General features: G+C 45.9%; 20 protein-coding genes, 1 tRNA gene and 1 pseudogene. 8 read left to right on the top strand and 14 right to left on the bottom strand.

Annotated features, from left to right (window positions below; genetic code table 11):
• Positions 1–64: 64 nt before the first annotated feature.
• From lptC to ACUVJL_RS15565, 9 genes and pseudogenes are all read right to left on the bottom strand, one after another.
• Complete coding sequence (lptC, locus tag ACUVJL_RS15605; RefSeq protein ID WP_445246674.1) at positions 65–1,261, bottom strand: LPS export ABC transporter periplasmic protein LptC; 1,197 nt, start codon at positions 1,259–1,261, stop codon at positions 65–67.
• 197 nt (positions 1,262–1,458) lie between these two features.
• The gene (locus ACUVJL_RS15600) at positions 1,459–2,064 is read right to left on the bottom strand and encodes a LabA-like NYN domain-containing protein (RefSeq protein WP_006631885.1); all 606 of its coding nucleotides are present in this window, start codon (positions 2,062–2,064) and stop codon (positions 1,459–1,461) included.
• 93 nt (positions 2,065–2,157) lie between these two features.
• Entirely contained in the window at positions 2,158–3,762 is a 1,605-nt protein-coding gene (gene metG / locus ACUVJL_RS15595; protein ID WP_445246673.1) for a methionine--tRNA ligase, read from the bottom strand.
• 164 nt (positions 3,763–3,926) lie between these two features.
• A complete protein-coding gene (locus ACUVJL_RS15590) occupies positions 3,927–4,226 on the bottom strand; it encodes a hypothetical protein (protein ID WP_445246672.1) in 300 nt (99 codons plus the stop codon).
• 175 nt (positions 4,227–4,401) lie between these two features.
• The gene (gene hrcA, locus ACUVJL_RS15585) at positions 4,402–5,544 is read right to left on the bottom strand and encodes a heat-inducible transcriptional repressor HrcA (RefSeq protein WP_445246681.1); all 1,143 of its coding nucleotides are present in this window, start codon (positions 5,542–5,544) and stop codon (positions 4,402–4,404) included.
• A 300-nt stretch (positions 5,545–5,844) separates the two neighbouring features.
• Positions 5,845–6,714 (bottom strand): alpha/beta fold hydrolase, encoded by an 870-nt coding sequence (locus tag ACUVJL_RS15580; RefSeq protein WP_445246671.1) that lies wholly within the window; start codon positions 6,712–6,714, stop codon positions 5,845–5,847.
• A gap of 37 nt (positions 6,715–6,751) precedes the next feature.
• Positions 6,752–7,003 carry a zinc ribbon domain-containing protein gene (locus ACUVJL_RS15575; protein ID WP_445246670.1) on the bottom strand — a complete coding sequence of 84 codons (252 nt, stop codon included), beginning with the start codon at positions 7,001–7,003 and terminating at the stop codon, positions 6,752–6,754.
• Between the two features lie 830 nt (positions 7,004–7,833).
• Positions 7,834–7,992, bottom strand: a pseudogene (locus ACUVJL_RS15570) (helix-turn-helix domain-containing protein); the annotation flags it as partial.
• Positions 7,993–8,351: 359 nt separating this feature from the next.
• Complete coding sequence (locus tag ACUVJL_RS15565; RefSeq protein ID WP_006631881.1) at positions 8,352–9,077, bottom strand: hypothetical protein; 726 nt, start codon at positions 9,075–9,077, stop codon at positions 8,352–8,354.
• A 149-nt stretch (positions 9,078–9,226) separates the two neighbouring features.
• On the opposite strand from ACUVJL_RS15565, the gene ACUVJL_RS15560 reads away from it, so the two are divergent.
• Together ACUVJL_RS15560 and ACUVJL_RS15555 are read left to right on the top strand one after the other, a co-directional pair.
• A complete protein-coding gene (locus tag ACUVJL_RS15560) occupies positions 9,227–9,403 on the top strand; it encodes a hypothetical protein (RefSeq protein ID WP_445246669.1) in 177 nt (58 codons plus the stop codon).
• 183 nt (positions 9,404–9,586) lie between these two features.
• Positions 9,587–10,138 carry a GNAT family N-acetyltransferase gene (locus tag ACUVJL_RS15555; protein WP_006631880.1) on the top strand — a complete coding sequence of 184 codons (552 nt, stop codon included), beginning with the start codon at positions 9,587–9,589 and terminating at the stop codon, positions 10,136–10,138.
• Between the two features lie 87 nt (positions 10,139–10,225).
• Here the strand turns inward: ACUVJL_RS15555 and ACUVJL_RS15550 are convergent, their stop codons facing one another.
• Positions 10,226–10,492, bottom strand: coding sequence for a hypothetical protein (locus ACUVJL_RS15550; RefSeq protein ID WP_445246668.1), 267 nt, complete (start codon positions 10,490–10,492; stop codon positions 10,226–10,228).
• Positions 10,493–10,616: 124 nt separating this feature from the next.
• On the opposite strand from ACUVJL_RS15550, the gene ACUVJL_RS15545 reads away from it, so the two are divergent.
• The 3 genes from ACUVJL_RS15545 to prmC all read left to right on the top strand — a co-directional run bounded on the left by ACUVJL_RS15545 (position 10,617) and on the right by prmC (position 12,720).
• Positions 10,617–10,690: transfer RNA gene (locus tag ACUVJL_RS15545), tRNA-Pro, on the top strand.
• A gap of 162 nt (positions 10,691–10,852) precedes the next feature.
• On the top strand, positions 10,853–11,701 hold the full coding sequence (locus ACUVJL_RS15540) for a Tic22 family protein (protein WP_445246667.1): 849 nt from the start codon (positions 10,853–10,855) through the stop codon (positions 11,699–11,701).
• A gap of 131 nt (positions 11,702–11,832) precedes the next feature.
• On the top strand, positions 11,833–12,720 hold the full coding sequence (prmC, locus tag ACUVJL_RS15535) for a peptide chain release factor N(5)-glutamine methyltransferase (protein WP_445246666.1): 888 nt from the start codon (positions 11,833–11,835) through the stop codon (positions 12,718–12,720).
• A gap of 107 nt (positions 12,721–12,827) precedes the next feature.
• Here the strand turns inward: prmC and ACUVJL_RS15530 are convergent, their stop codons facing one another.
• Both ACUVJL_RS15530 and ACUVJL_RS15525 read right to left on the bottom strand, forming a co-directional pair.
• Positions 12,828–16,676, bottom strand: coding sequence for an NACHT and WD repeat domain-containing protein (locus ACUVJL_RS15530; RefSeq protein ID WP_445246665.1), 3,849 nt, complete (start codon positions 16,674–16,676; stop codon positions 12,828–12,830).
• Between the two features lie 139 nt (positions 16,677–16,815).
• Complete coding sequence (locus ACUVJL_RS15525) at positions 16,816–17,196, bottom strand: hypothetical protein (protein WP_445246664.1); 381 nt, start codon at positions 17,194–17,196, stop codon at positions 16,816–16,818.
• Positions 17,197–17,391: 195 nt separating this feature from the next.
• On the opposite strand from ACUVJL_RS15525, the gene ACUVJL_RS15520 reads away from it, so the two are divergent.
• From ACUVJL_RS15520 to ACUVJL_RS15510, 3 genes are read left to right on the top strand one after another with little or no spacing between them, the layout of a single operon-like run.
• Positions 17,392–17,571, top strand: a complete 180-nt coding sequence (locus tag ACUVJL_RS15520; protein WP_445246663.1) for a YcxB family protein — start codon at positions 17,392–17,394, stop codon at positions 17,569–17,571.
• A gap of 16 nt (positions 17,572–17,587) precedes the next feature.
• Positions 17,588–18,181 carry an L-threonylcarbamoyladenylate synthase gene (locus ACUVJL_RS15515; RefSeq protein ID WP_445246680.1) on the top strand — a complete coding sequence of 198 codons (594 nt, stop codon included), beginning with the start codon at positions 17,588–17,590 and terminating at the stop codon, positions 18,179–18,181.
• Between the two features lie 25 nt (positions 18,182–18,206).
• Positions 18,207–19,142, top strand: a complete 936-nt coding sequence (locus ACUVJL_RS15510) for a sensor histidine kinase (protein ID WP_445246662.1) — start codon at positions 18,207–18,209, stop codon at positions 19,140–19,142.
• Between the two features lie 209 nt (positions 19,143–19,351).
• Here the strand turns inward: ACUVJL_RS15510 and ACUVJL_RS15505 are convergent, their stop codons facing one another.
• Positions 19,352–19,840 (bottom strand): GNAT family N-acetyltransferase, encoded by a 489-nt coding sequence (locus ACUVJL_RS15505; protein WP_445246661.1) that lies wholly within the window; start codon positions 19,838–19,840, stop codon positions 19,352–19,354.
• A gap of 300 nt (positions 19,841–20,140) precedes the next feature.
• A partial coding sequence (locus ACUVJL_RS15500; RefSeq protein ID WP_445246660.1) for an IS110 family transposase occupies positions 20,141–20,863 on the bottom strand: 723 nt, incomplete at its 5' end.

The following is a 20,863-nucleotide window of genomic DNA, read 5'->3' as shown; positions in this document are numbered from 1 at the left end:
CCAATCTTAATTATATCTGCGTTCATCTGCGTTCATCTGCCGACATCTGCGGTTGCAATCCCATCTACCGTCCCAAAGTTCCCTTATACTCATCCGGTACAAATTCCGTAACGACTTGGCCGCCGCCGCCGTCGCCTTTAACAATCACAGTTTGATTTTTCAACTCTCCCGCCGCCCTCGGCCCAGTCAAATTAAACACCGGATTGAGTTGCTTGTAAACCACATTTCCTTCCGCGTCGAAAGTCTGGTTAGTTAAATACCACGTTACTCGATCGGTATTTAATTGAGCTTGACGTTTTTCCCCAATTCCTACCACATTTCCCGTCAAATAAAAAACTTTTTTCTCTAAATCTCCCCGCCCCGTATCCCCAGTCATCGTCACCTTTTCCACGCGGTGAAAAACCTTCACAGGCCCGGGCGATATCACAGATTGCGCCGGAAAATTCCAACTCATCAAACTGCTTTCTATTTGCAGCGGCGGCTCTGATGGCATCAACTGAGCATTTTGCGTCAGCGTCGCAATCTTGGTTTTTAAGTCTACATCTACTTTGTCGGCAAAACCGCTGTCTGTTACTATTTTGTCTTTGTATCTATCAATTTGAGTCGGTTTGTCGCTGTTTACCTTTTGTTGCTCCACAAACCACACTAAGTGCTCAGTTCGCAATTGCAAAGCCGGATCTTTAACATTAGCCACCACCGATCCGAATAACTCCATCCTCTTAGCCCTACTGAAAACCCGCGCTTCCTTCGCTGAAGCCGTCACCTGTTTGTTCTCTCCGGTCAAATTGTTGCGGACAACTAAAACATCTTCCTTCGGCCGCCACTCCAACTCATTTCCCCGCAATACCACTCCATTTTTCAGGTCTTTAGCGACTATATTACCTTTAAGAAAAACCTGATTTCCTTCCTGAAATACCTGCCCCGTTTCTCCCTGAATGTCGTAAATTTCTTTGCCGTCCTGAAACAATTTGCCCACAGGTTTCTGAACGTTAACTATCTTTTTGTCTTTGCTGTAAACGGCATTTTTTGAGTTTACTTTCCAGAACGTCTCGCCCTTTTCGTTTGCTTGTTCTAGAGTTACTTTGTTCAAAGTTAAAGTGCTGTTTGACTGTTGAGCAGTTTTGATATCCTCAGCTAATTTGTTCTTTTGAGTCTCTTGGGGAGCCGCACAAGCACCAATCCCCAAAATCAGTGCTGGTAAAAATAGCAGCATCAATTTTGGGGATTTGAGATTGGGAATTTGGGACTTGAGATTAATCATTGGCAATTGGGAATGTGTAATCGGTAATTGGAAATTGGGAATGGGGAATTGGTAATTGATAATTGGGTATTGAAAAACACTTAATCAAAAATTAAAAATGTGTCATGCTTTGTCTAAATTTTTAACTTCTAATTCTCAATGATTCAACCCATTAACCATCACCCATTACCCGTTACCTATTACCCATTACCAAATCCCTATCTGTCGTCGTGTTCCTCCATCAAGCTCAGACCCGACAAAGGGCGGTAAGCATAATTAGGGCGAGATGTTTTTTGGATGTCGTCCTTAATCATTTCCAAATCGATATAGCGATCGGCTACATTAATCAAACTGTCGCTAGTCATCGATCGCAAACTCACCACCTCAACCCGCACGCCGCGATAGCTTACAGCATCCACAGCATAAGCCAAATCGCCATCACCGCTGACCAAAACCGCCGTGTCGTAAGATCCCACTAAAGCCATCATATCCACAGCGATTTCTACATCTAAATTCGCCTTCTTAGAACCATCTGGCAACTGTACCAAATCCTTAGAAATCACCCGGTAGCCGTTGCGGCGCATCCACAGCAAAAACCCCTGCTGTTTCTCGTTAGTGCGATCGACACCTGTGTAGAAAAAAGAGCGCAGCAGCCGCGAACCCGCAGTTAAACGGCACAGCAGCTTAGTGTAATCAATCTCAATTCCTAACTGCAAAGCCGCGTAAAAAAGGTTAGAACCATCAATGAAAATTGCTACTCGGCCCCGATTTTCTAAAACCTGTTCCGGGGTAAAAAGGTCATTGCTTTCTATTCTATTCAACATGATTCTTATGCCTCAATTTTTATGAAAGATTGGTAAGGAAATAACTGCTAATTCGTAATCTGTCATAGCACCCCGAGCGCTGGCTGCCAACTATCAAGTTACTGTTTCCAGCAGTTCGAGTCGCTTAAACACTGGTTGGGCTTCCCCCAGAGTTTGGTTGGCCGGCAAAGCGCCCCAGGCAGCATGATCTGCAAAATTCGCTAAACTGTTAACTGTAACCCGATCGTTAAAGTCAATTGAAAAACCTAGCTGCTGATAGATAGCGTTGCTGATATTCGGAATAATCGGCGATAAAAGGTAAGATGCTAGTCTAACAGATTCCAGAACAGAATATAGCACTTGTTCCACACTTTCTATCTGTCCCTGCTTGTACAAACTCCAAGGTGCTTGCACGTCAATAAACTTGTTCCCGGCTCGAACTAATGCAAGCACGGCTTCGCAAGCCTTGCTCAAAGCCAACTCTTCGTAAAAACCTGCTACTCGATCGCCCAAATCCAGGCTCATACCCTTGAGAAGGTTGTCGCCGTCAATGTTTTCTCCCAACACATTTGGTACGCAGCCACCGCAATATTTGCGAGCCATGTTTAACGTGCGGTTAAGCAAATTTCCCAAATCATTTGCTAGCTCAGCATTCAATATATTGATAAACCGAGTTTCGTTAAAATCGCCGTCCTCTCCGAACTCAATTTCTTTGAGGAAATAGTAACGCACTGCATCAGCGCCGTATTTCTTGACCAATTCGACTGGATCTAAAGTATTACCCTCCGTTTTCCCCATTTTTTTGCCGTCTTTGGTCAAAAACCCGTGAGCGAAGAGCCGGCCCGGCACCGGCAGACCCGCTGACATCAGCATTGCCGGCCAGTAAACAGCATGGAAGCGGAGAATATCTTTGCCGATCAAGTGCAGGTCAACCGGCCACCATTTAGATAAAGCATTCTCCAACGTCGGGTCGCTGTCCGGATCTAGCAAGGCTGTGACGTATCCCAGCAAAGCGTCAAACCAGACGTAGATGGTGTGACTGGGGTCAACCGGCATCGGCAGACCCCATTCCAGATTGACCCGAGAAATCGAAAAGTCTTGCAGTCCAGAGTTGACGAAGCTCAGCACTTCGTTGCGGCGACTTTCCGGGGCGATGAAGTTGGGACGTTCTGCGTACAAAGCCAGCAGTTGGTCTTGATACCGCGACAGGCGGAAAAAGTAATTTTCCTCGTCGCGCCACTCAACTTCCTTGCTGGTGTGGACAGAACACCTATTTCCTGGCAACAAATCCCGTTCATCTTTGAATTCTTCGCAGGAGACGCAGTACCAGCCTTGTTGTTGGTTCAAGTAGATGTCGCCGGAGTTCCAGACGCGCTGGAAAAATTCTTTGACAATGTACTCGTGGCGCCGCGAAGTTGTGCGGATGAAGCGATCGTACTGGATGTCGAGTTGCCCCCAAAGCGCCTCAAACCCCGGAACCACTAAGTCGCAGTGAGCTTGGGGCGATCGTCCCAAACTCTCGGCTGTGCGCTGAATTTTCTGCCCGTGTTCGTCAGTCCCCGTCACCAGCAAAACTGATTTGCCCCGCAGCCGCTCAAATCTGGCTAGGGCATCGGCTGCCATAGTCGTGTAAGCGCTGCCAACGTGAGGTAAATCGTTTACATAATACAGAGGCGTTGTGATCGCAAAGGTATTTTTAGTTTTATCGGTCGATTTCATTGAATGCTAAAAGAAAATTCCCTAAATTTCGTTTCGATCTTAACTCAGCGGTTAAATTTTTTATGAAGTGGCAATCAAGCCAAATTTACTGCAAGTTATTTGCAATTGTCTAACCCGGGCTATTCCCAAAAGAAATATCGCTTTCATATCAACACTAATCTTTTTTAGTTCTTTTTGACGAACTCTCTAAAATGTCTTAATATTTTGACATTTTGCTGGCTTCGGGTTCCGCGCGATCGTCGCGGACGCCTCCTCAATTGATTTTTCGCAGCCGCCATCCCTAGAACCGATCGCACACCTAGGCAAGCACCAAAACTCATGGTTTGCGCCGCTAAACCCGCCGTTCGACTGGCGCTTCGCGACCACTTTCTGTGAATGCGCGATCGTTCGCCATCCCCATCTCTTTCCCCCGATCCCCGGAAAGTCGATCGCCGGCAACTCCTGCCAATTTCCGAGCCGCTCATGGACGCAAAAACCGGGTTATTTACGAAACTCTCTCCTCAAGCGCGATGCTTTACTTTCTTGCCCCAAAAAGAGTATAAAAACCTAGGTTTTTTCTCACAAAACGCGGTTTATAAAGGTTGCGAGTGCGTCCACAGACAATAAAACCCCAAGCCAGTTAAGCTTGGGGCCATCAAATTAGGGTGCATCTAACAAGGGATTATCCGATCGCCCTCGATCGCCATCAGGAAAACTAACTCGATTTCCGCCAATAGCTTCTGACAAATAATCCGCCGCAGCTTCCACCACCGCGATCGCATTTTCGTAAACCATCCGCGTCGGCCCCAAAACCCCTACACTACCCACCGGCACCGATCCCCGGCGGTAAGTCGAAGAAATCAGAGTACAGCCACGAATTGGTTCTAAAGAATTTTCCGAACCAATACGCACCGTTACCCGCTTCCCGGGGGTGTCCAACTCAGGCGATTCAAAAATCAAAGGCCAAAGCAGTTCTTGCTCTTGTTCGAGCAGTTGCACCAGGGTTTGAACTTGCTGCAACTGCGAAAACTCAGGCAAGCGCAGCGCTTCTGCCAAACCGCCGATCAGAATCCGGGTGTAGGTGGGATTGCTTTGGCGGCTGCTCAAAGCACTCAGCATCGTTCCCATCCACTCAGCGTACAGTTCAAAGTCCCGGTCTAACTCGCTCCAGTCTACTGTCGAGAGTTCCGAGAGCGATCGTCCCCGCAACTTAGTGTTCAAAAAATTCGACAAAATCTGCAATTGGCGATCGACGATTTCCACATCAGGCGTGTTACCTTCTGCGTCCCTCGGCAACTGCACCAAAACCGACTGAGTTTCGTAGGCATCCGTCACCACAATCAGCATCACCTTTCCCGGCTCTAGCTGCACCAGTTGCAAGTGGCGCAAGCAAGCCATAGTGGTTTGCGGTATGGTGATCATGGCTATGTAACCGCTGATAGTTGCCAAAATTTGAGCTGCGCCGCGGAGTGCCGCGTCCATGCGACCGTCCGACCAATTGAGCTGGTCTAGTACCTGTTCCACCTTGCGGGCCAGCGTATCAGACGGCTGAATCAACTGGTCTACGTAAATTCGGTAGCCGGAGTCAGAGGGGACTCGTCCTGCGGAAGTGTGGGGCTGATAGAGCAGTCCAGCTTTTTCAAGAGTCCCCATCGCATTGCGAATTGTAGCTGGGCTGACGCTGAGGTTGAATTCGTCAGCCAAAGCTTTTGAGCCAACGGGTTCCGCTGTAGCTATGTAGTGGCGAACCGTTGCCCAAAGGATGTGTTGTTGCCGATCGGTGAGGTTAACGCGCACAGATATTTAAGCAGAATTAGTATTCAGACAATTTGCCACTATCGAGTCAGAAGCTCTGTCCTTAAGGGCGATCGGGCAGAGTTATTTATTTAAGATAACAGATTTAGGCTTCGGTGAGTTCAGCAACGGATTGTGTACGGGATTTTACGGATTGTGTACGGGATTTTACGGATCGATGTTGAGGGAATGAACAGGGAAAAATGTTTTAACTTTTAACTTGTAACTTTCTATTTGGGAAGCTTCGCTTCAGAGAACCGGAGATCTGCCCAATGCCCCATTCCTCGGTTTCGCTTTAGGCAATGCCCTTTAAGTGTGTTCTTGCAGAATATTTTGCAGGTAACTAGCCACTGCATCCGGCTGTTCCACCATTGCCAAATGGCCACAATCGGGTAGCTGAAGGACATTCTCGCCGCAACCTTGGAACATCCAGTGAAAGCTAGCCAAATGCAGCACGTATTTTGGTTCCATAATTTTGTCTTTAGTGCCGGCAATAAAATAAACAGGCTGCTTTAGTTGGGACACAATTTGTGGCAAGAGGTGAATCTGGGCTTCTGTGGTCGAGTCCAACAAAGCCCCCAAAGCTGCCTCTGGATGAGCTGCCACGAAATCTCTCAAGCGCTGCCGTCCCCAAAAGCGACCGATCGAGCGGGCTACGGAATCCCGACCAAACACGAAATCTGCTAACGGCAAGTGAGACAGCCAGCCCGGACGCATTTTCACTAGCTGCTTGCCGACCGCTCGAAACCGCTCGAATTCTTCCTTAAGATAGATGCCGCCGCCGGCGTTGATGCAGACGACACCTTTAACGCGATCGGACAATTTGCTGGCTGCCCAAAGAGCGATCGTACCGCCCAGAGAGTGTCCCACCAGCCAAGCACAAGAAATATCCAGTTTTTCGAGTAAAATTTCCAAATCGCGAGCGTAAGCTGCGGGAGTGTAGCAGGAATTTAGCGGTTCCGAAGCCCCGGTATAGCCACCGCCGTCGGATTGAGAATCGCCAAACCCCCGCAAATCGTAGGTAAGGCACTGATAGTTTGGTGCCAAGCGATCGGTCAAAGGTTGCCAGTAGCGACGGCTTAACAGCCAGCCGTGGACAAATACCAGAACCGGGGAAGTTGCAGTCGCAGCCGTCAAATCGTAAGCGTGCCGAACCCCTAGAATGTCGATTGTTGTCATAATTTTATCTTATCCGCTCTATAAGACCTATGTAAACCTATGTAAGTAAGTCAAAAAGACTCAACTCTATCGATTTACCGCTTACTTCCTGCTTCAGGACGGTCTTAAGCTGACGCTCAAGATGTTTGTCCACTTCAGAGGCAATCTTGGCATAGCTTGCCATTTTATCCGATCGCCCTGGAATAAATATTTCTTCAAACCAGCGTTCTATGTTTTTGGCAGCATTCAAATCTCTATCTGCTATCTGACCGCAATCTGGACATACATAAACGCGATTTTTTAAGGGCATTTTGTGACGATAATTTCCCAATTGTCACAGGAAGTTTTGAGAATTGGGAAACCCTCAGTCTATCAGTGTCAATTGACATAAAAAAATTTTATTTTTGTATTGTATTTGAGGTGGAATTTGTACATTTCACATTCGGCTATTGTACCCGCTAACTTTTGAGGATTCAAAAAACTTTTAAGCTATAAATTTTCTCTTTTAACTTTCCCGTGGTTTTTTGCTAGGTAATACGTAAGTTTAGGGAGCGCATTTTTGCGAATATTTGCGACTTAGGTCTGTAGTTTCGTGAGCTTATTTACTGCCTTTGTAAGGTTATAACCTCTGGCTTGACTAATCACCGCGCGCTGTTAGCGCTTTAACTTTTTGCTCATCTGTCGGTAAGCTTTGGAGTTAGCAAATACTTGAGCTTTAGAGCAAACACCGAGTTATTTAATACCGATATCAACAACGACCACAGGAAGGCGTTATACCTCGACTCTGGGCGATTATATCTCGTATCTTACCGCTATAAACCATCGGTCAGGGGTGCGACTAATTACGCAATTGTGGCCAGTTGTAATGGGTAACGTTTCGCACAGTCTAACCAAACCAATTTTAGGGAGCTTGAGACGCTTAGCATCGTTGCTAATTCCTGGTTGAGCTTTTGTAGCTTGTTCTCTATAAAAATATTTATTAGCTCGTTTTTTTTTCTTAATTTTATGCTGTCTTAGCCCTTTATTAAAGCATTTCTTTCAAGCTGTTCTTAACTCACTTAATCCTGGCTATTGTGAGGGTTGAGAACTATTGTAAGACCACGGGTAAATACTTTTAATTTCAGCTACCCAAAGTTTTTGTTAATCGCTCCTTGTAGGGAGTTTTACGGTTTGAGCCGTTGCTCGCAACGCCAATACTTCCAGCATGAACCCATTCGCCCAATTATAAGCGTGTCTTGCTACTCTACAATGTTGACGGAATAGAGCCACCTGTTTATTATTAGGCTTTAATTCTGTCTTAAACGAAAGTTGAACTTTTTAAACTCCCGTATTTATAGCGGTTCTCAAAAAAGTGAGGTATGCCCTATGCCCACCCAGGCCTATGCCCTATGCCCATGAGTACCTCATCTTTCGCTCGAAAGGCTATATCTCGTACATATTTTCTCTTATGGCGGTTCTTTGGTAGATGAGGTACCCAATCAAACTTAAAAAGCTTGACAACACGATCGTCTCGGCGTATCCCATTTTTATGAGAATCGCTATCTACACTCGTTTGTACGAACAATCTTGCCGAGCTTTTCACCCTATGTCACTGGAAAACTTCTGCAAACTAATGTCTACTTATGTCAATCTAGTTATTTAGGGATCGGCAGCTTGCCCTAAAACCGCTCGCCCAGCAATCTTTGTCGCACCCCCTCAGCGATTTTCTGGCCCAGATACTCGGGAATTAAACTTTCATTGGGCCCCAACAAGTAGAGAATCAGGCGAGTTCGCCCCCGCCAAACCAGCAAATTAGCATTTACCACCAACAAATCCTCTTGCCAGATGGCATACATAACTTTGTAAAAAAGTCCAGGTTGATTATCTGCTTCAATCAGCAGAGCTGGCAAGTGGAAAACCGGATCGACGTAGAATTCAGTTGCTACATCTTCCAAACCCGCGTCTAAATTAAATTCCACCGCCAACATCTCTTCAACCTCAAAATGCCCCGCCAAGGCCTCTCGAACTGCTCTACAGACGTTTTCTGCTGTTTTATCTGCCAGTACCTTGCCACCGCGAGATACGACCAATTTGATAAATACCAGCATCGGCGGGTAAATTTGACCGTACAGACTCAGACTGTGAATCGTCAGTCCGTAGGCCGCGAGCACTCCAAAAATATCGCTCAGTAGAAAAGACTGGTTCCGGTAAGCAAAATGCAGGGCACTTTTGTTACCTTCGGCTCGGATTTCGATGACTGCTTGCCGAGTTTTGTAAAGCTGGTAAGCTAATTTGAGGTTTTGCAGCTGGATTTCGCTGCTGACAAATTGCTCATAAAACTGTGGAAACGCTCGGTTAAAGCGCTTGAGAAGTTCTAGTGTAGATGGTTTTAAACCCGAAGCCATAATTGAGGAGAAGGTGCGGGAGATATACTACGTATTGACTCTTCCATGCCTTATGGCAATGGGATTTTCGATTTGACGATTCGACTTAAATTGTGCCCGTCTCCTCACTAAAAGCAAATGTCAAATCTGTCTGGGAACTTATCACGAGAATGTCACCGTTGCGCCATTCCAGTGGTATTTCCTACCAAGGGTATAAGTTCCGGCGCGATCGGCGGCACTCAAAAGAAGCAATTCCCAAAATGCCTCTGTCCTGGTTCGGCAACAAATTTTACCTTAAAAGCGGGTTGTCCGGGCACTGGCTAGCAGAACAGTTCTACCAAACTTGACGAGAATCAAAAAAGCGCAGACTCAATGTAGGACGACAAATCCCTGTTTTCGGCGTAAGATGAGTGTACCGTAAACTGTTCCTCAAGAGGCTACCGGCAATTCATCCCACACCGATCGGAGTGGGTTTATCTGTCGGGTTCTCTTTCTCGTCGTCCAACTTCTACTACCTTAACCGCGCCTGCATGGGTTTTTGGAAAAACTTATTTAGTAGTTCTGAGTCTGCCTCTGTACCCCAAACAGCGGAATTTGAGGAAGATGTGGCTGTTGGGTTAGGCGATCCGCTTTCCCCAACGTTTCGCAAACCCGCCAGCGGCAACGCTCGCATCTTTTTCAGTTGCGATCGGGACATTGACCTCTACGAACTCGAAGAACTTTGTAATGCAGTGGGTTGGTCCCGCCGTCCCCTGCGTAAAGTCAAAAAAGCTATTCAGCACAGCTTCCTAGTCGTCTCTATGTGGGAGATGCGGGGCAGCCAGCGACGGCTGGTGGGTTTCGCCAGAGCGACTTCAGACCATGCTTTTAATGCCACGCTTTGGGATGTGGTAGTTCATCCTGACTACCAGGGCAAAGGCATGGGCAAGGCGCTGATGAAATACATCATTAAAAAACTCCGCAGTGAAGATATCAGCAACATTACCTTATTTGCTGACCCTCAGGTGGTGGATTTTTACCGCAATTTGGGCTTTATGTCCGATCCAGAGGGGATTAAAGGTATGTTTTGGTATCCAGATTAGCCTAGAGGTGCAGGTCGGCGTTGATTTGTTGAAAAAATACCACACAATATTGACGCTGCCAACACCGACTGCACCTGTGCGTTGCGGTCAGTTACGCACAGGATGTATCCCGGCAGCAGGGCAGTTATGAATCTGTGCAAGTATTGTCAGTCGATTTGAGATTTGAGACGGGGGCTCGACGGGGGCGATCGCCAGCCGTCGAGCCGTCGAGCCGTCGAGCCGTCGAGTCGCCCTAGCCGTCGAACTATTTGAGATTTGAGATTTATTCCACAGATGAATCTGGGAGATTGAACTAGGGTCTAAAATTGTGGGCAGCTCACGACAGGAGTCTGGGGCTTGTATCCGTTTTTGCATGGGCTTAAACCGCACAACCTGAAAAAAACTTCGCCTTAGCGAAGTCCAGAGCTAAATATTTAAAAAAGCTTGACAAGCGATGGGTTTTGTGCGTTAATTGTTAGAGGTTAGCTAACTATAACACCGGGATGTAGCGCAGCTTGGTAGCGCGCCTGCTTTGGGAGCAGGATGTCGCAGGTTCAAATCCTGTCATCCCGATCGCACAATGTTAAATAATAGATTGAGGCACAACCTGCCTCTGATTTTTACATTTGGTCAAAACATTTGGTCAAAATGAAAACAGAGGCAGTTTTTGCCGATCGTGTTAAGTCGCCAGTCTTTGCGTTAATGTGTTTCAGGATCGCTCCTGATGGAAAAAACATGAAATCATTAGTTCGTTTGGGCGCAATATTGGGAATTGTCGGCTGCACTCTGCTGGTCCCCTCCCCAATTGGCAAGATGTCTGCACTGGCACTGCCCGAGCCGCAAATTTTGGAAAAATTGCGCTCAGTGCCGGTATTTACGATTACAGACGCTCAGGGTGCGCCCCTCGTCGCTTCTGTTCCCAAGCAGGGTGAGGGTCAAACTGGTAATTCTTCCGTGGCGGGAATTTTCATCAGCCAGAAAGATGCTCAAGCTTTTGTCGATCAACTCAAAACCAAAAATCCTCAGTTGGCGTCGTCGGTGCGCGTGATGCCGGTGTCGCTGGGGGAAATTTATCAGATCACTCAAGCAAATAAAGGCAAGCCGGAGGAGGTGCAATTTGCTTTCGTTCCGGCGCCGCAGCAGGTGCAGTCGGCTAAAACTGTACTTCAGCAGACTGGTCAACAAGTTAACGAGTTCAACGGTGTACCTCTGTTTTTGGCCAGAGGCGGCGCGGAAAATGGTTATTTGACGATTCAGCGGGGTCAGCAAGAGGTGATTCCCTTGTTTTTTAACAAGGAGGATTTGCAGGGAATGGTCGATCGTTTTAAGCAGCAGCAGCCGAACGTGACTACCACAATTAAGATTGAGGTGGTGAACTTGGAGAGCGTTTTGGAAGCTTTGCGCACTGAGAACGACCCGTTTTTGAGCCAAATGATTTTGATTCCGTCGCGGGAGTCGCTGGAATTTGTGCGATCGCTCCAACCTGCGGGCGCTGGCCAAAATCCACAGCTTGCTCCGAATCAAACTCCACCGCCTCCCGGCTCTGCGGCTCCAACTCCGAGTCAACCTGGACCGGCTCGCTAATAGTTAGTCATCAGTCATTAGTTAGTAGGTTGGGTTTCTTGACTCAACCTACTATTTATCAATTCTAATTATCAATTAGAATTACCAATTGCCAATTAGTAATTAGCAATTACCTGTTACCAAAAAGTCCTATGTTTGTTTCTGGTTTAGAGCTTTGGGAGTGGGTGAATCAAGCGGCAGCGGAGGCGAGATCCTCTGACATTCCCCTAGCAGAAATTGACTGGCTGCTGCAAGAGCTGGCTGGTTTGGATAGGTTGGCTCTGCGTTTGGAGTCGTTTAAAGATTTGCCAAAAATTGAATTAAAGTTGTCTTTATCTGAACTTGCCCAATTGTGGCAGCGGCGCTTGCAGGAACGGGTGCCGGTGCAGTATTTAACGGGAGTTGCACATTGGCGCCATTTTTCGCTCAAAGTAACGCCGGCGGTGCTAATTCCGCGTCCTGAAACGGAATTGCTGATCGATTTGGCTGTAGAAGCTGTTAAAAACTATGGTGTCAATCCAAAATCGCATTGGGTGGATTTGGGGACGGGCAGCGGGGCGATCGCGATCGGCTTGGCTTGTGCGTTGACAAATGCTAGGGTTTATGCAGTAGATTGCAGTTCGGAAGCTTTGGCAGTTGCTCGACTGAATGCTGAGAATTTGGGTTTTGGATCGCGAATTAATTTTTATCAAGGTTTGTGGTGGGAACCGTTAGCATTTCTCAAAGGTCAAGTCAGCGGCATGGTGTCTAACCCGCCTTACATTCCCAGCAGCACGGTACTGACTCTGCAACCCGAAGTAGTCCGACACGAACCTCATCTGGCCTTAGACGGCGGTTTTGACGGGTTAGATTGCATCCGGCATTTGGTAGAAACGGCTCCCGATTATTTAGAATCCGGGGGAGTTTGGTTGGTTGAGATGATGGCGGGACAGGCTGAGGCGGTAGCTGATATGCTGGAAAGTCACGGGAGTTATGGCAAAGTTCAGATATTTTCGGATTTAGCAGGAGTCGATCGCTTTGCTTTAGCCTATCGGCGTTAGGGATCAAGGCAAAAAAAGATATAATTTATCGAATGTGCATTGTTGCTTGATTTTCCGAGATATCGTTGGCAAAGAAGTAAGAAAGTATTGTCATCATAAATCGAACATCATTTCTGACTTTTCCCAGTACCAATACCATCACATAGATGTCTGTCACTATCGCTGACATTCGCACTGGGGTTGTGCAAATAAACCCGCACCTTATCGCAACCGCGCACCAGTAAATCGTTAAATAAATCCTCAAAACTTTTCGACAAAATGACTGTCTTGTCATCACTACCAGAAGCCAAGGTTTTACCATCGGGGTGGATTTCCTTGTCCATGACGACATCCCAGAGTTTGATGGTGTTGTCACCGTCACCACTGCCAGAAGCCAAAGTTTTACCATCGGGGCTAAAACTGACACTTTGAACACCCCAATGCCCTTTGAGAGTGCGGATTTCCTTGCCGATGGTGATATCCCAGAGTTTGATGGTGTTGTCATCACTGCCAGAAGCCAAGGTTTTGCCATCGGGGCTGAAACTGACACTATTAACTTGATCGCTATGTCCCTTGAGGGTACGGATTTCCTTGCCGGTGGTGACATCCCAGAGTTCGATGTTGTCACTACTGCCAGAAGCCAAGGTGTTACCATCGGGGCTGAAACTGACACTCCAAATCCAACCATGCCCATTGAGAGTGCGGATTTCCTTGCCAGTGGAGACATCCCAGAGTTTGATGAGGCCCGAACTGTGATAAGCCAAGGTTTTACTATCAGGGCTGAAACTGACAATCGAAACCCGATTGCTATGCCCTTTGAGAGTGCGGATTTCCTTGCCAGTGGTGACATCCCAGAGTTTGATAGTTTTGTCATCACTGCCAGAAGCCAAGGTTTTACCATTGGGGCTGAAACTGACACTATTAACTCTATCGCTATGCCCCCTGATGGTACGGATTTCCTTGCCAGTGGTGACATCCCAGAGTTTGATCGTGTTGTCCCAACTGCCAGAAGCCAAGGTTTTGCCATCGGGGCTAAAACTGACACTTTCAATATAGCCACTATGCCCTTTGAGAGTGCGGATTTCCTGAGTGGCGACATCCCAAAGTTTGATGGTGTCGTCCAAACTACCAGAAGCCAAGGTTTTACCATCAGGGCTGAAACTTACACTCGTAATCTCACTGCGATGCCCCTCTAAGGTGCAAATTTCGTTGCTGATGATGACATCCCAGAGCTTAATTGTGTTGCCCAAACTGCCAGCCAAGGTTTTACCATCGGGGCTGAAACTGACACTTTCAACCGAACTGCTATGCACCCTGATGGTACGGATTTCCCTGCCTATGGTGACATTCCAAAGCTTGATGGTGTCGTCCCAACTGCTAGAAGCCAAGGTTTTGCCATCGGGGCTGAAACTGACACTTTCAACATGGTTGCTATGCCCATTGAGAGTGCGGATTTCCTTGCCAGTAGTGACATTCCAAAGCTTGATGGTGTTGTCCCAACTGCCAGAAGCCAAGGTTTTACCATCGGGGCTGAAACTGACACTTTTAACATGGTTGCTATGCCCCTGGAGAGTGCGAAATTTCTTGCCAGTGGTGACATTCCAGAGTTCAATGGTGTTGACATCACTGTCAGAAATGATTTTACCCCAACCGCCAGAAGCTAAGGTTTTACCATCAGGACTGAAACTGACACTAGAAATTTGCTCCAGATGACCCTTGAGAGTGTGGATTTCTTTACCGATGGTGACATCCCAAAGTTTTATGGTGCCTTCATTAATGCCAGAAGCTAATGTTTTGCCATCGGGGCTGAAACTGACACTATTAACTTTATCGCTATGTCCCTTGAGGGTACGGATTTCCTGGCCGGTGGCGATATCCCAGAGTTTGATAGTTTTGTCATCACTGCCAGAAGCCAAGGTTTTGCCATCGGGGCTGAAACTGACATTATTAACTTTATCGCTATGTCCCTTGAGGGTAAGGATTTCCTGGCCGGTGGCGATATCCCAGAGTTTGATAGTTTTGTCATCACTGCCAGAAGCCAAGGTTTTGCCATCGGGGCTCAAACTGACACTCTTAACCAACTTGCTATGGGTTTCCAAGCGGTTACGCTCTCTTAAACCCAAAACTGCTTGTTTCAATGCACCTGCTAATTCTTGTGAGGGTTCAGCTTTGAGACGTTGAACTAATACTCCTGCCCGTAAACTTTCCATCAGGGCATCCAACGCTTTCCCTTGACTTAAAAGTATGTAGGCAGAGCGAACCATGACATCACTTTTTGTGATTTCTGCTTCTCGCCATTGCCAGCCGGCGAACCCTGCTAGACTTAAAGCACCGATAAAGCCTGCACTTAATCCTAAAATGATCCGCTGTCTGAGGCGTTCTTGTTCTTTTTGCTGGCGATCTCGCTGTTTAACACTGGCATCAATGAATTGATTTTCCTCTGGTCTTAGGCCACCAACATTTTCAAAAGCATCTTGGTTTCTAAACTCTACAACCTTAGCTAATTGAAAACCTTTCAAGAGTTCATCATTAGCTTTTGATTCATTTTTTAATCTAATTTTTTGCCACCGTCTTGTTTCACCAGCTAACCAATTTTTGAGGATAATTGCTTCTTTTTCTTGCTCAATCCAGCCCTTTAAAACATCCCAGGAAGACAGCAAAATTTCATGGGCAATTTCTACAGTAGCAGATTGTTGCAAGCCTTCATTTTTACTCACTAGCACTGCTTGTGTATTTGAATATTCGCTACTACTCACCAGCAACTTTTCATCAATAAATTTGCTAAGAGTTTTTTTGACTGATTCACTCACAAACTCATTTTGATAGGCTCGTCTGCTAACTGTTTTACTGCCTGACTCCGTTTCAACGATATTTACCAGTTTCAAAAAAATTTGCTTAGTAGCTGTCTGTTCATCTTGATTTAGATTTAGATATATCTCATTTATATGCTTTTGTAACGCCCCTCTTACACCCTCTAAAGCGGCATAACTTACCTTATTTAAGGTGCGGTCTTCGATATGAGTGCGACCATCAGCACCAATCGTTTTGCATTCACTTTCCCAAAGCAAATCGAGAGTGTATTGCAATAAGGGAAGGAATCCTTTTTGTCCCTCAACTTCTTTAATAATTTGTTCAACTAACCCTTCTTCAAACACTACCCCATGCCTAGCTGCTGGCTGCTCGATCGCCTGTCGCAGTTCATCCGAGTACATCTCTGTCACCAGATGAATATTTTTTTGATTAGCAATTTCCCCTAAGTCTGGATACGCACTCAATTGCTCTAGAAAATCGGCTCGCATTGCCAGAACAATCTTGACAGAAGTATCGCCTGAATTGGCTACTTTGACAATCCCTTCAATAAAGTCTTTGCATTTTTTGGTATCTTCACAAATAGTGAAAAATTCCTCAAATTGATCGATAAAAATCAACCAACGTTCTTCATTTTTCTTTAAATTTCTAATTACTTCACTTAGTGTATCTGCCTTGGCGTTTAGGGCAATCTCAGCTTCAAATTTACTAAAATTATAATCTTTTTCCTCACTGAGTAAGCACCGATATAGGGAATCAAAGGGATCTTGATTGGGGGTAAAAATGAAGTCATAAAATATTTGAGACTCCAGAGATTTTTTTAACTCAGGAATTAACCCAGCCCGCACGACAGAGGACTTGCCACTTCCCGAAGCTCCTAAAACTAAGCTCAAGTTACTTCGATTCACTGCTTCCAACAATCTAGCAATGAGCTTATCTCTACCAAAAAAACGTTCTCTATCTTTGAAATTAAACCTTTTTAGTCCTTGATAAGGTGAAATCTTAATTAGCTGCTGCTGCGTAACCTTAGCCACTGAAATCTGGACAATTTGAGTCTCAATCTTAGTTCCAAGCTGAACAGGAGCAAAGATTAAGTCACCGCGAACATTAGTATCCTTAATGAGATTTTCTTGCCCCTGAGATTGGGGTTCTGGAATTGACTGGCTCATGCTAGTAACACCTCTCATATTTTAGGAAGCGGAGAGACAAGTTTGGCGGTTAGTTCAGCTAAAGCCAGCACTGCCTCTCATCCTTGTTTTAGTGTATCTATTGTCTGTTCAATCAAACCCTTGTCATGTGTCGGTTGTCTTAACTCTTCTTACCTTCTTGAACTGGGTTAAATACAAAGTTTTCACCAACAGTTACACCGCTCACTGTGTTGTTTTGAATTTGATTAATAATATCCTGTCCACCTGGTTGTTCTTTAAGTTGGTTGAGGAAATCTTGAGCTAACTTCACAACTTCAGGGTCATCATTAACCTTCGCATTTTCAACTTCTTCCTGTAGCGTAGCTTTCCGACCTTCGGAGTCTGGCTTTTTCTCTAATTGCTCGACTGCATTGACTACATCACTTTCGCCGCCAAATTTTTTCTTTAAGGCAGCTTTGAGAGCGGCATAAGCATCTGCGATCGCATCTTTAGTCAGAGGAATAGCAAGACCAGTCACAATTGCAAGAGTAATTGCGTCCATATTTTCTCTCTCTCCGTTAATTTTATGATAGAGCTGATTTTTTACCGAGTATAACTTTTTTATGCTTATTATAATGTACAGTTTCTCAGAAGTGTTGAAACTTGTCATAAAAGTTTACATTTAAGGTTAGAGACTTTTCAATGGAATCTTTTAATTTTTTTTATTGAAGCCCGAAATTTATTAGTAATTTATTCGATGCCGTCTCTCTATCCTGTCTCAGACTCGAAGTTTATTATAGTTCCTAAGCGTGCATTCAGCGGTGAAGAGGAATTGTCGGATTTCCAAAAATTGCTGCACAACAATATCGGAAAAAGCCGCTACAATTATTTAAATAAAACGCCGACCCAATTCTTCAATCTAAAATCTAAAATCTAAAATCTAAAATCGAATGATGGCGCAAGTTTCGATCGACTCCTTGATTCAAGGGGCAATTTCAGGAGATTATATTGTCAGTTTTCCCACTGATACCGTACCAGCTTTGGCTGTCAGGCCCGATCGCTCGGAGTTGATTTTTGCAGCTAAACGCCGCAGTCAAGACAAACCGCTGATTTTGATGGCAGCATCGGCGAGGGCTTTGTGGCCTTACGTGCAGGGGAGTCCAGTAGACTTAATATTGTGGCAGCAAGTAGTCGCATCCTATTGGCCGGGGGCGTTAACTTTGGTGCTGCCGGCTTCGGCAAAAGTCCCGGCGGCGATGAATTCGATCGACCCGAGTACAATAGGGCTACGAGTCCCTAACCATCCCATTGCCCTAAAGATTCTAGAGCAGACAGGCCCTTTGGCTACCACCAGCGCCAATTTATCCGGCCAACCGCCTCTGGAGTCGGTGGCAGAAATTGAGGCTCAGTTTCCGGAAGTCTTGACATTAGTTCCTTCTGAATTAGCAACAGGGACAACAGCTTCGAGTTTGCCTTCGACTGTGGCTAAATGGACTGGCAGCGAGTGGAAAATATTGCGACAGGGCGCGATCGAGTTAGAATGCTAAAAGCTAAACTCCAAGGCAAAGCAATATGGCGCCGATCGGCTGGAGCGACTTTATATATTTAGGTATGGGACTGGCACTGGGTGTGGGAAGCAGTTGGATTTGGCGCCTGCGGCAAAAAAGCTCGCAACAGCCCGAACCCGAGCCCACAGTGCAGCCAACTCCTCAAGAAATTCACTTAGAGAAGTTTGATGCCCTTTGCGAGCAACTTAAGCAAACTCAATTGGCTTATCAGATGGCATCGGAGATGAGCCAATTTAAGGCGGGTTTTTTGGCTCGAACTTCTCACGAGTTGCGATCGCCGCTGAGCACTATGATTGGTACGCTGCAATTAATTCTCTCGGATTTGTGCGACGATCCTGCTGAGGAACGAGAGTTTGTCGAGCAAGCTCACGTCGCGGCACTCAAGCTGGTGAAATTGATAGATGAAATTATCTCTGTTGCTAAAACTGATCATGGCACTGACAGGATGGATATTGAGCCGATTCAGTTAGCTAAGGTTTTTGAGGAAGTTGATGATTTAACTTACTTGCAAGCTGCTAACCGGGGCATTCGTTTGGAGATATTGCCGCCTGATCCGGAGATTTATGTATTGGCAGATTTGCCGAGGTTTAGGCAAGTTTTAGTCAATTTGGTAGATACTGCTGTTGCTCAGATGGAGGAGGGCAGTATTTCTGTTTCTGCGCATTCTTCGCCGACATCTGGATATGTTCACATTTGGGTGGACGATCAGCGTTCAGTTAGTGCTTGGAGCGAGTCTTGGGATTTGCTGAAGCACGATTTGGAGTGTGATGCTACTAAGAGCAGCGATAATTCTCTGGTGTCTTCTGGAATGAGGTTATTGATGAATCAGACTCTTTTAACTTTGATGAGCGGAAAGTTAGAAGTTCTGGCTGTGCCTTCTGACTCCGAAGAGTGCAATTTTAACCGGACTCAGTGTTCTATTCCTTTGGCAAATTCGTGAAGAAGGAAGAAAGGCAACGAGCCGTGTACGGGATGTAATGGATTTAACGGATTTAACAGAAGTCGGGAAGAGGGCAACGGATTTAACAAATTTAACGGAGGTCGGGAAGAGGTTCGAGGGAGGATGAAAGATGGAAATTATTTATAGGGAGTAAGGTGCGCATTGCACACCCTACATATTATAGATTTCGGTACAAGTTTTGTGCTTATTTAACAATTAGCAGTTAGCAATTCGCCCTTGCTAATTTCTAATTCGACAATCTCTTCTAGAACCTGATTTTCAAGTACCATTGTGGTGCTAGCGTTTTTCTGAAAACCGATGCGCTCGTAGAAGCTTTGTTTGTAAGTTGTCATCAGGTAAACTCGCTCAACTTGGCACATTCGAGGGTGACTCAAGACGGTTTGCACTAATTGGCGGCCGAGTCCTGCACCTTGGTAATCCGGGTGAATGGCGACATCCCAGATGGTGGCTCGATAGATGCCGTCTGAGGTGGCTCTGGCAAAGCCGATCGCCCGTGAGCCGTCCCAAACTGTGACAACTGGTTCGCTGTTGCCGATCGCAATTTCCCAATCTTCTATCTTGCGTTCCCTCGCCCAAAAGGCGGCTGCTTTAAATAGTTCTTGGATCTGTGCGATGTCTGCGCGATCGCGACCTATACAAAATTGAATGTGACTGGAATCCCTAGTCGTTGATGTCATGCTCAATCTGCCTTCAAGTTGTATCTAAAGTGTGATACTTTTACTGTCTTACTGGGTATAGTTGATTTTGCTTGGGAACAATCAATGATTTAATTCCCGATTTACAAAACTATTTTTATTCATACATATTTTTTAAATAATTTCGGTGATTATTAATACTTTTTTGGGTATTTTTTGTAAAAAAGTCTTTAACTCAGAATTCCCAACTTATAGCTCATACCATTTGAGATTTTAGATTTGAGATTTTAGATGGCAATGACTGATTTTGTATGGGTTTGGAGTAGATACTGTCTTGAACTGTCAAGGGGTAGCAGTCAAATAATTGGGGTCGAAAGGCTTTTGGGATTTTAAAATCCCAAAAGCTAAATGCACTAACTTTCGCATCAAAGCACCAATCACCTGCATTTTGACTTGGCCGCGCCCCAATAATCCTTCGCTCATAGCTTTGAGTAACGGGTTGTGACGCATCGCTACTACTGCTGGCATATACAGCGCCTTTGGCAGTCGGACATTACCGGTACAGGACAAACGAGTTTTGCCTTTAACCGAAGTCCCAGAACTCCGTTCACAGGGAGTTAAACCCGCGTAAGCAGCTAATTGACGGGCATTGTCGTAATCGGAAATCTCACGAATTTCAGCTAACAATACCGAGGCCGTCTGTTCACCAATTCCAGGAATTGAGGTCAAGAGGTCACGTTGTTGTTTTAAATGTGGGTACTGGTCAAAATGGTCGCTAATGAGTTTTTTGATCAGTTGCTGTTGCTCTTTTAGATACTCCAAGTGTGCCAGGGTAAGACCGGCAACAGTTGGCGTAGCTGTTTCCAGACGGTTCTGCTCGCTCGTAGCCATTTCAATCACAGATTCGAGCCGTCGCAACAGGGCTTGTAATTCTTTGACTTCAGGCGCGGTTGGTGTCCACAGAGCCGGTTTCATCGCCGCACAAAAACGAGCAATCAGTGCCGCATCTACGGAGTCAGTTTTAGTCCTCAGAAGTTCGCTTTTGGCAAACCCTTTAATCCGGGC

The organism is Microcoleus sp. OTE_8_concoct_300, assembly GCF_031383065.1.
In the GTDB taxonomy this organism is placed as follows: domain Bacteria; phylum Cyanobacteriota; class Cyanobacteriia; order Cyanobacteriales; family Microcoleaceae; genus Microcoleus.
Note: the sequence above shows the minus strand (reverse complement) of the source record. Positions and strands in the feature narration are given on the sequence as shown.

What these genes read in the sequence shown, in the direction of transcription:
- metG (WP_445246673.1), bottom strand. Translation starts at nt 3,762, where the DNA reads ATGAAATCGACCGATAAAACTAAAAATACCTTTGCGATCACAACGCCT.
- ACUVJL_RS15515 (WP_445246680.1), top strand. Translation starts at nt 17,588, where the DNA reads ATGGCGCAAGTTTCGATCGACTCCTTGATTCAAGGGGCAATTTCAGGA.
- ACUVJL_RS15580 (WP_445246671.1), bottom strand. Translation starts at nt 6,714, where the DNA reads ATGACAACAATCGACATTCTAGGGGTTCGGCACGCTTACGATTTGACG.
- ACUVJL_RS15560 (WP_445246669.1), top strand. Translation starts at nt 9,227, where the DNA reads ATGTCACCGTTGCGCCATTCCAGTGGTATTTCCTACCAAGGGTATAAG.
- ACUVJL_RS15530 (WP_445246665.1), bottom strand. Translation starts at nt 16,676, where the DNA reads ATGAGCCAGTCAATTCCAGAACCCCAATCTCAGGGGCAAGAAAATCTC.
- ACUVJL_RS15575 (WP_445246670.1), bottom strand. Translation starts at nt 7,003, where the DNA reads ATGCCCTTAAAAAATCGCGTTTATGTATGTCCAGATTGCGGTCAGATA.
- ACUVJL_RS15510 (WP_445246662.1), top strand. Translation starts at nt 18,207, where the DNA reads ATGGCGCCGATCGGCTGGAGCGACTTTATATATTTAGGTATGGGACTG.
- ACUVJL_RS15555 (WP_006631880.1), top strand. Translation starts at nt 9,587, where the DNA reads ATGGGTTTTTGGAAAAACTTATTTAGTAGTTCTGAGTCTGCCTCTGTA.
- ACUVJL_RS15520 (WP_445246663.1), top strand. Translation starts at nt 17,392, where the DNA reads ATGCCGTCTCTCTATCCTGTCTCAGACTCGAAGTTTATTATAGTTCCT.
- ACUVJL_RS15525 (WP_445246664.1), bottom strand. Translation starts at nt 17,196, where the DNA reads ATGGACGCAATTACTCTTGCAATTGTGACTGGTCTTGCTATTCCTCTG.
- ACUVJL_RS15565 (WP_006631881.1), bottom strand. Translation starts at nt 9,077, where the DNA reads ATGGCTTCGGGTTTAAAACCATCTACACTAGAACTTCTCAAGCGCTTT.
- ACUVJL_RS15550 (WP_445246668.1), bottom strand. Translation starts at nt 10,492, where the DNA reads ATGCAAAAACGGATACAAGCCCCAGACTCCTGTCGTGAGCTGCCCACA.
- prmC (WP_445246666.1), top strand. Translation starts at nt 11,833, where the DNA reads ATGTTTGTTTCTGGTTTAGAGCTTTGGGAGTGGGTGAATCAAGCGGCA.
- ACUVJL_RS15540 (WP_445246667.1), top strand. Translation starts at nt 10,853, where the DNA reads ATGAAATCATTAGTTCGTTTGGGCGCAATATTGGGAATTGTCGGCTGC.
- ACUVJL_RS15600 (WP_006631885.1), bottom strand. Translation starts at nt 2,064, where the DNA reads ATGTTGAATAGAATAGAAAGCAATGACCTTTTTACCCCGGAACAGGTT.
- ACUVJL_RS15505 (WP_445246661.1), bottom strand. Translation starts at nt 19,840, where the DNA reads ATGACATCAACGACTAGGGATTCCAGTCACATTCAATTTTGTATAGGT.
- lptC (WP_445246674.1), bottom strand. Translation starts at nt 1,261, where the DNA reads ATGATTAATCTCAAGTCCCAAATTCCCAATCTCAAATCCCCAAAATTG.
- ACUVJL_RS15590 (WP_445246672.1), bottom strand. Translation starts at nt 4,226, where the DNA reads ATGAGCGGCTCGGAAATTGGCAGGAGTTGCCGGCGATCGACTTTCCGG.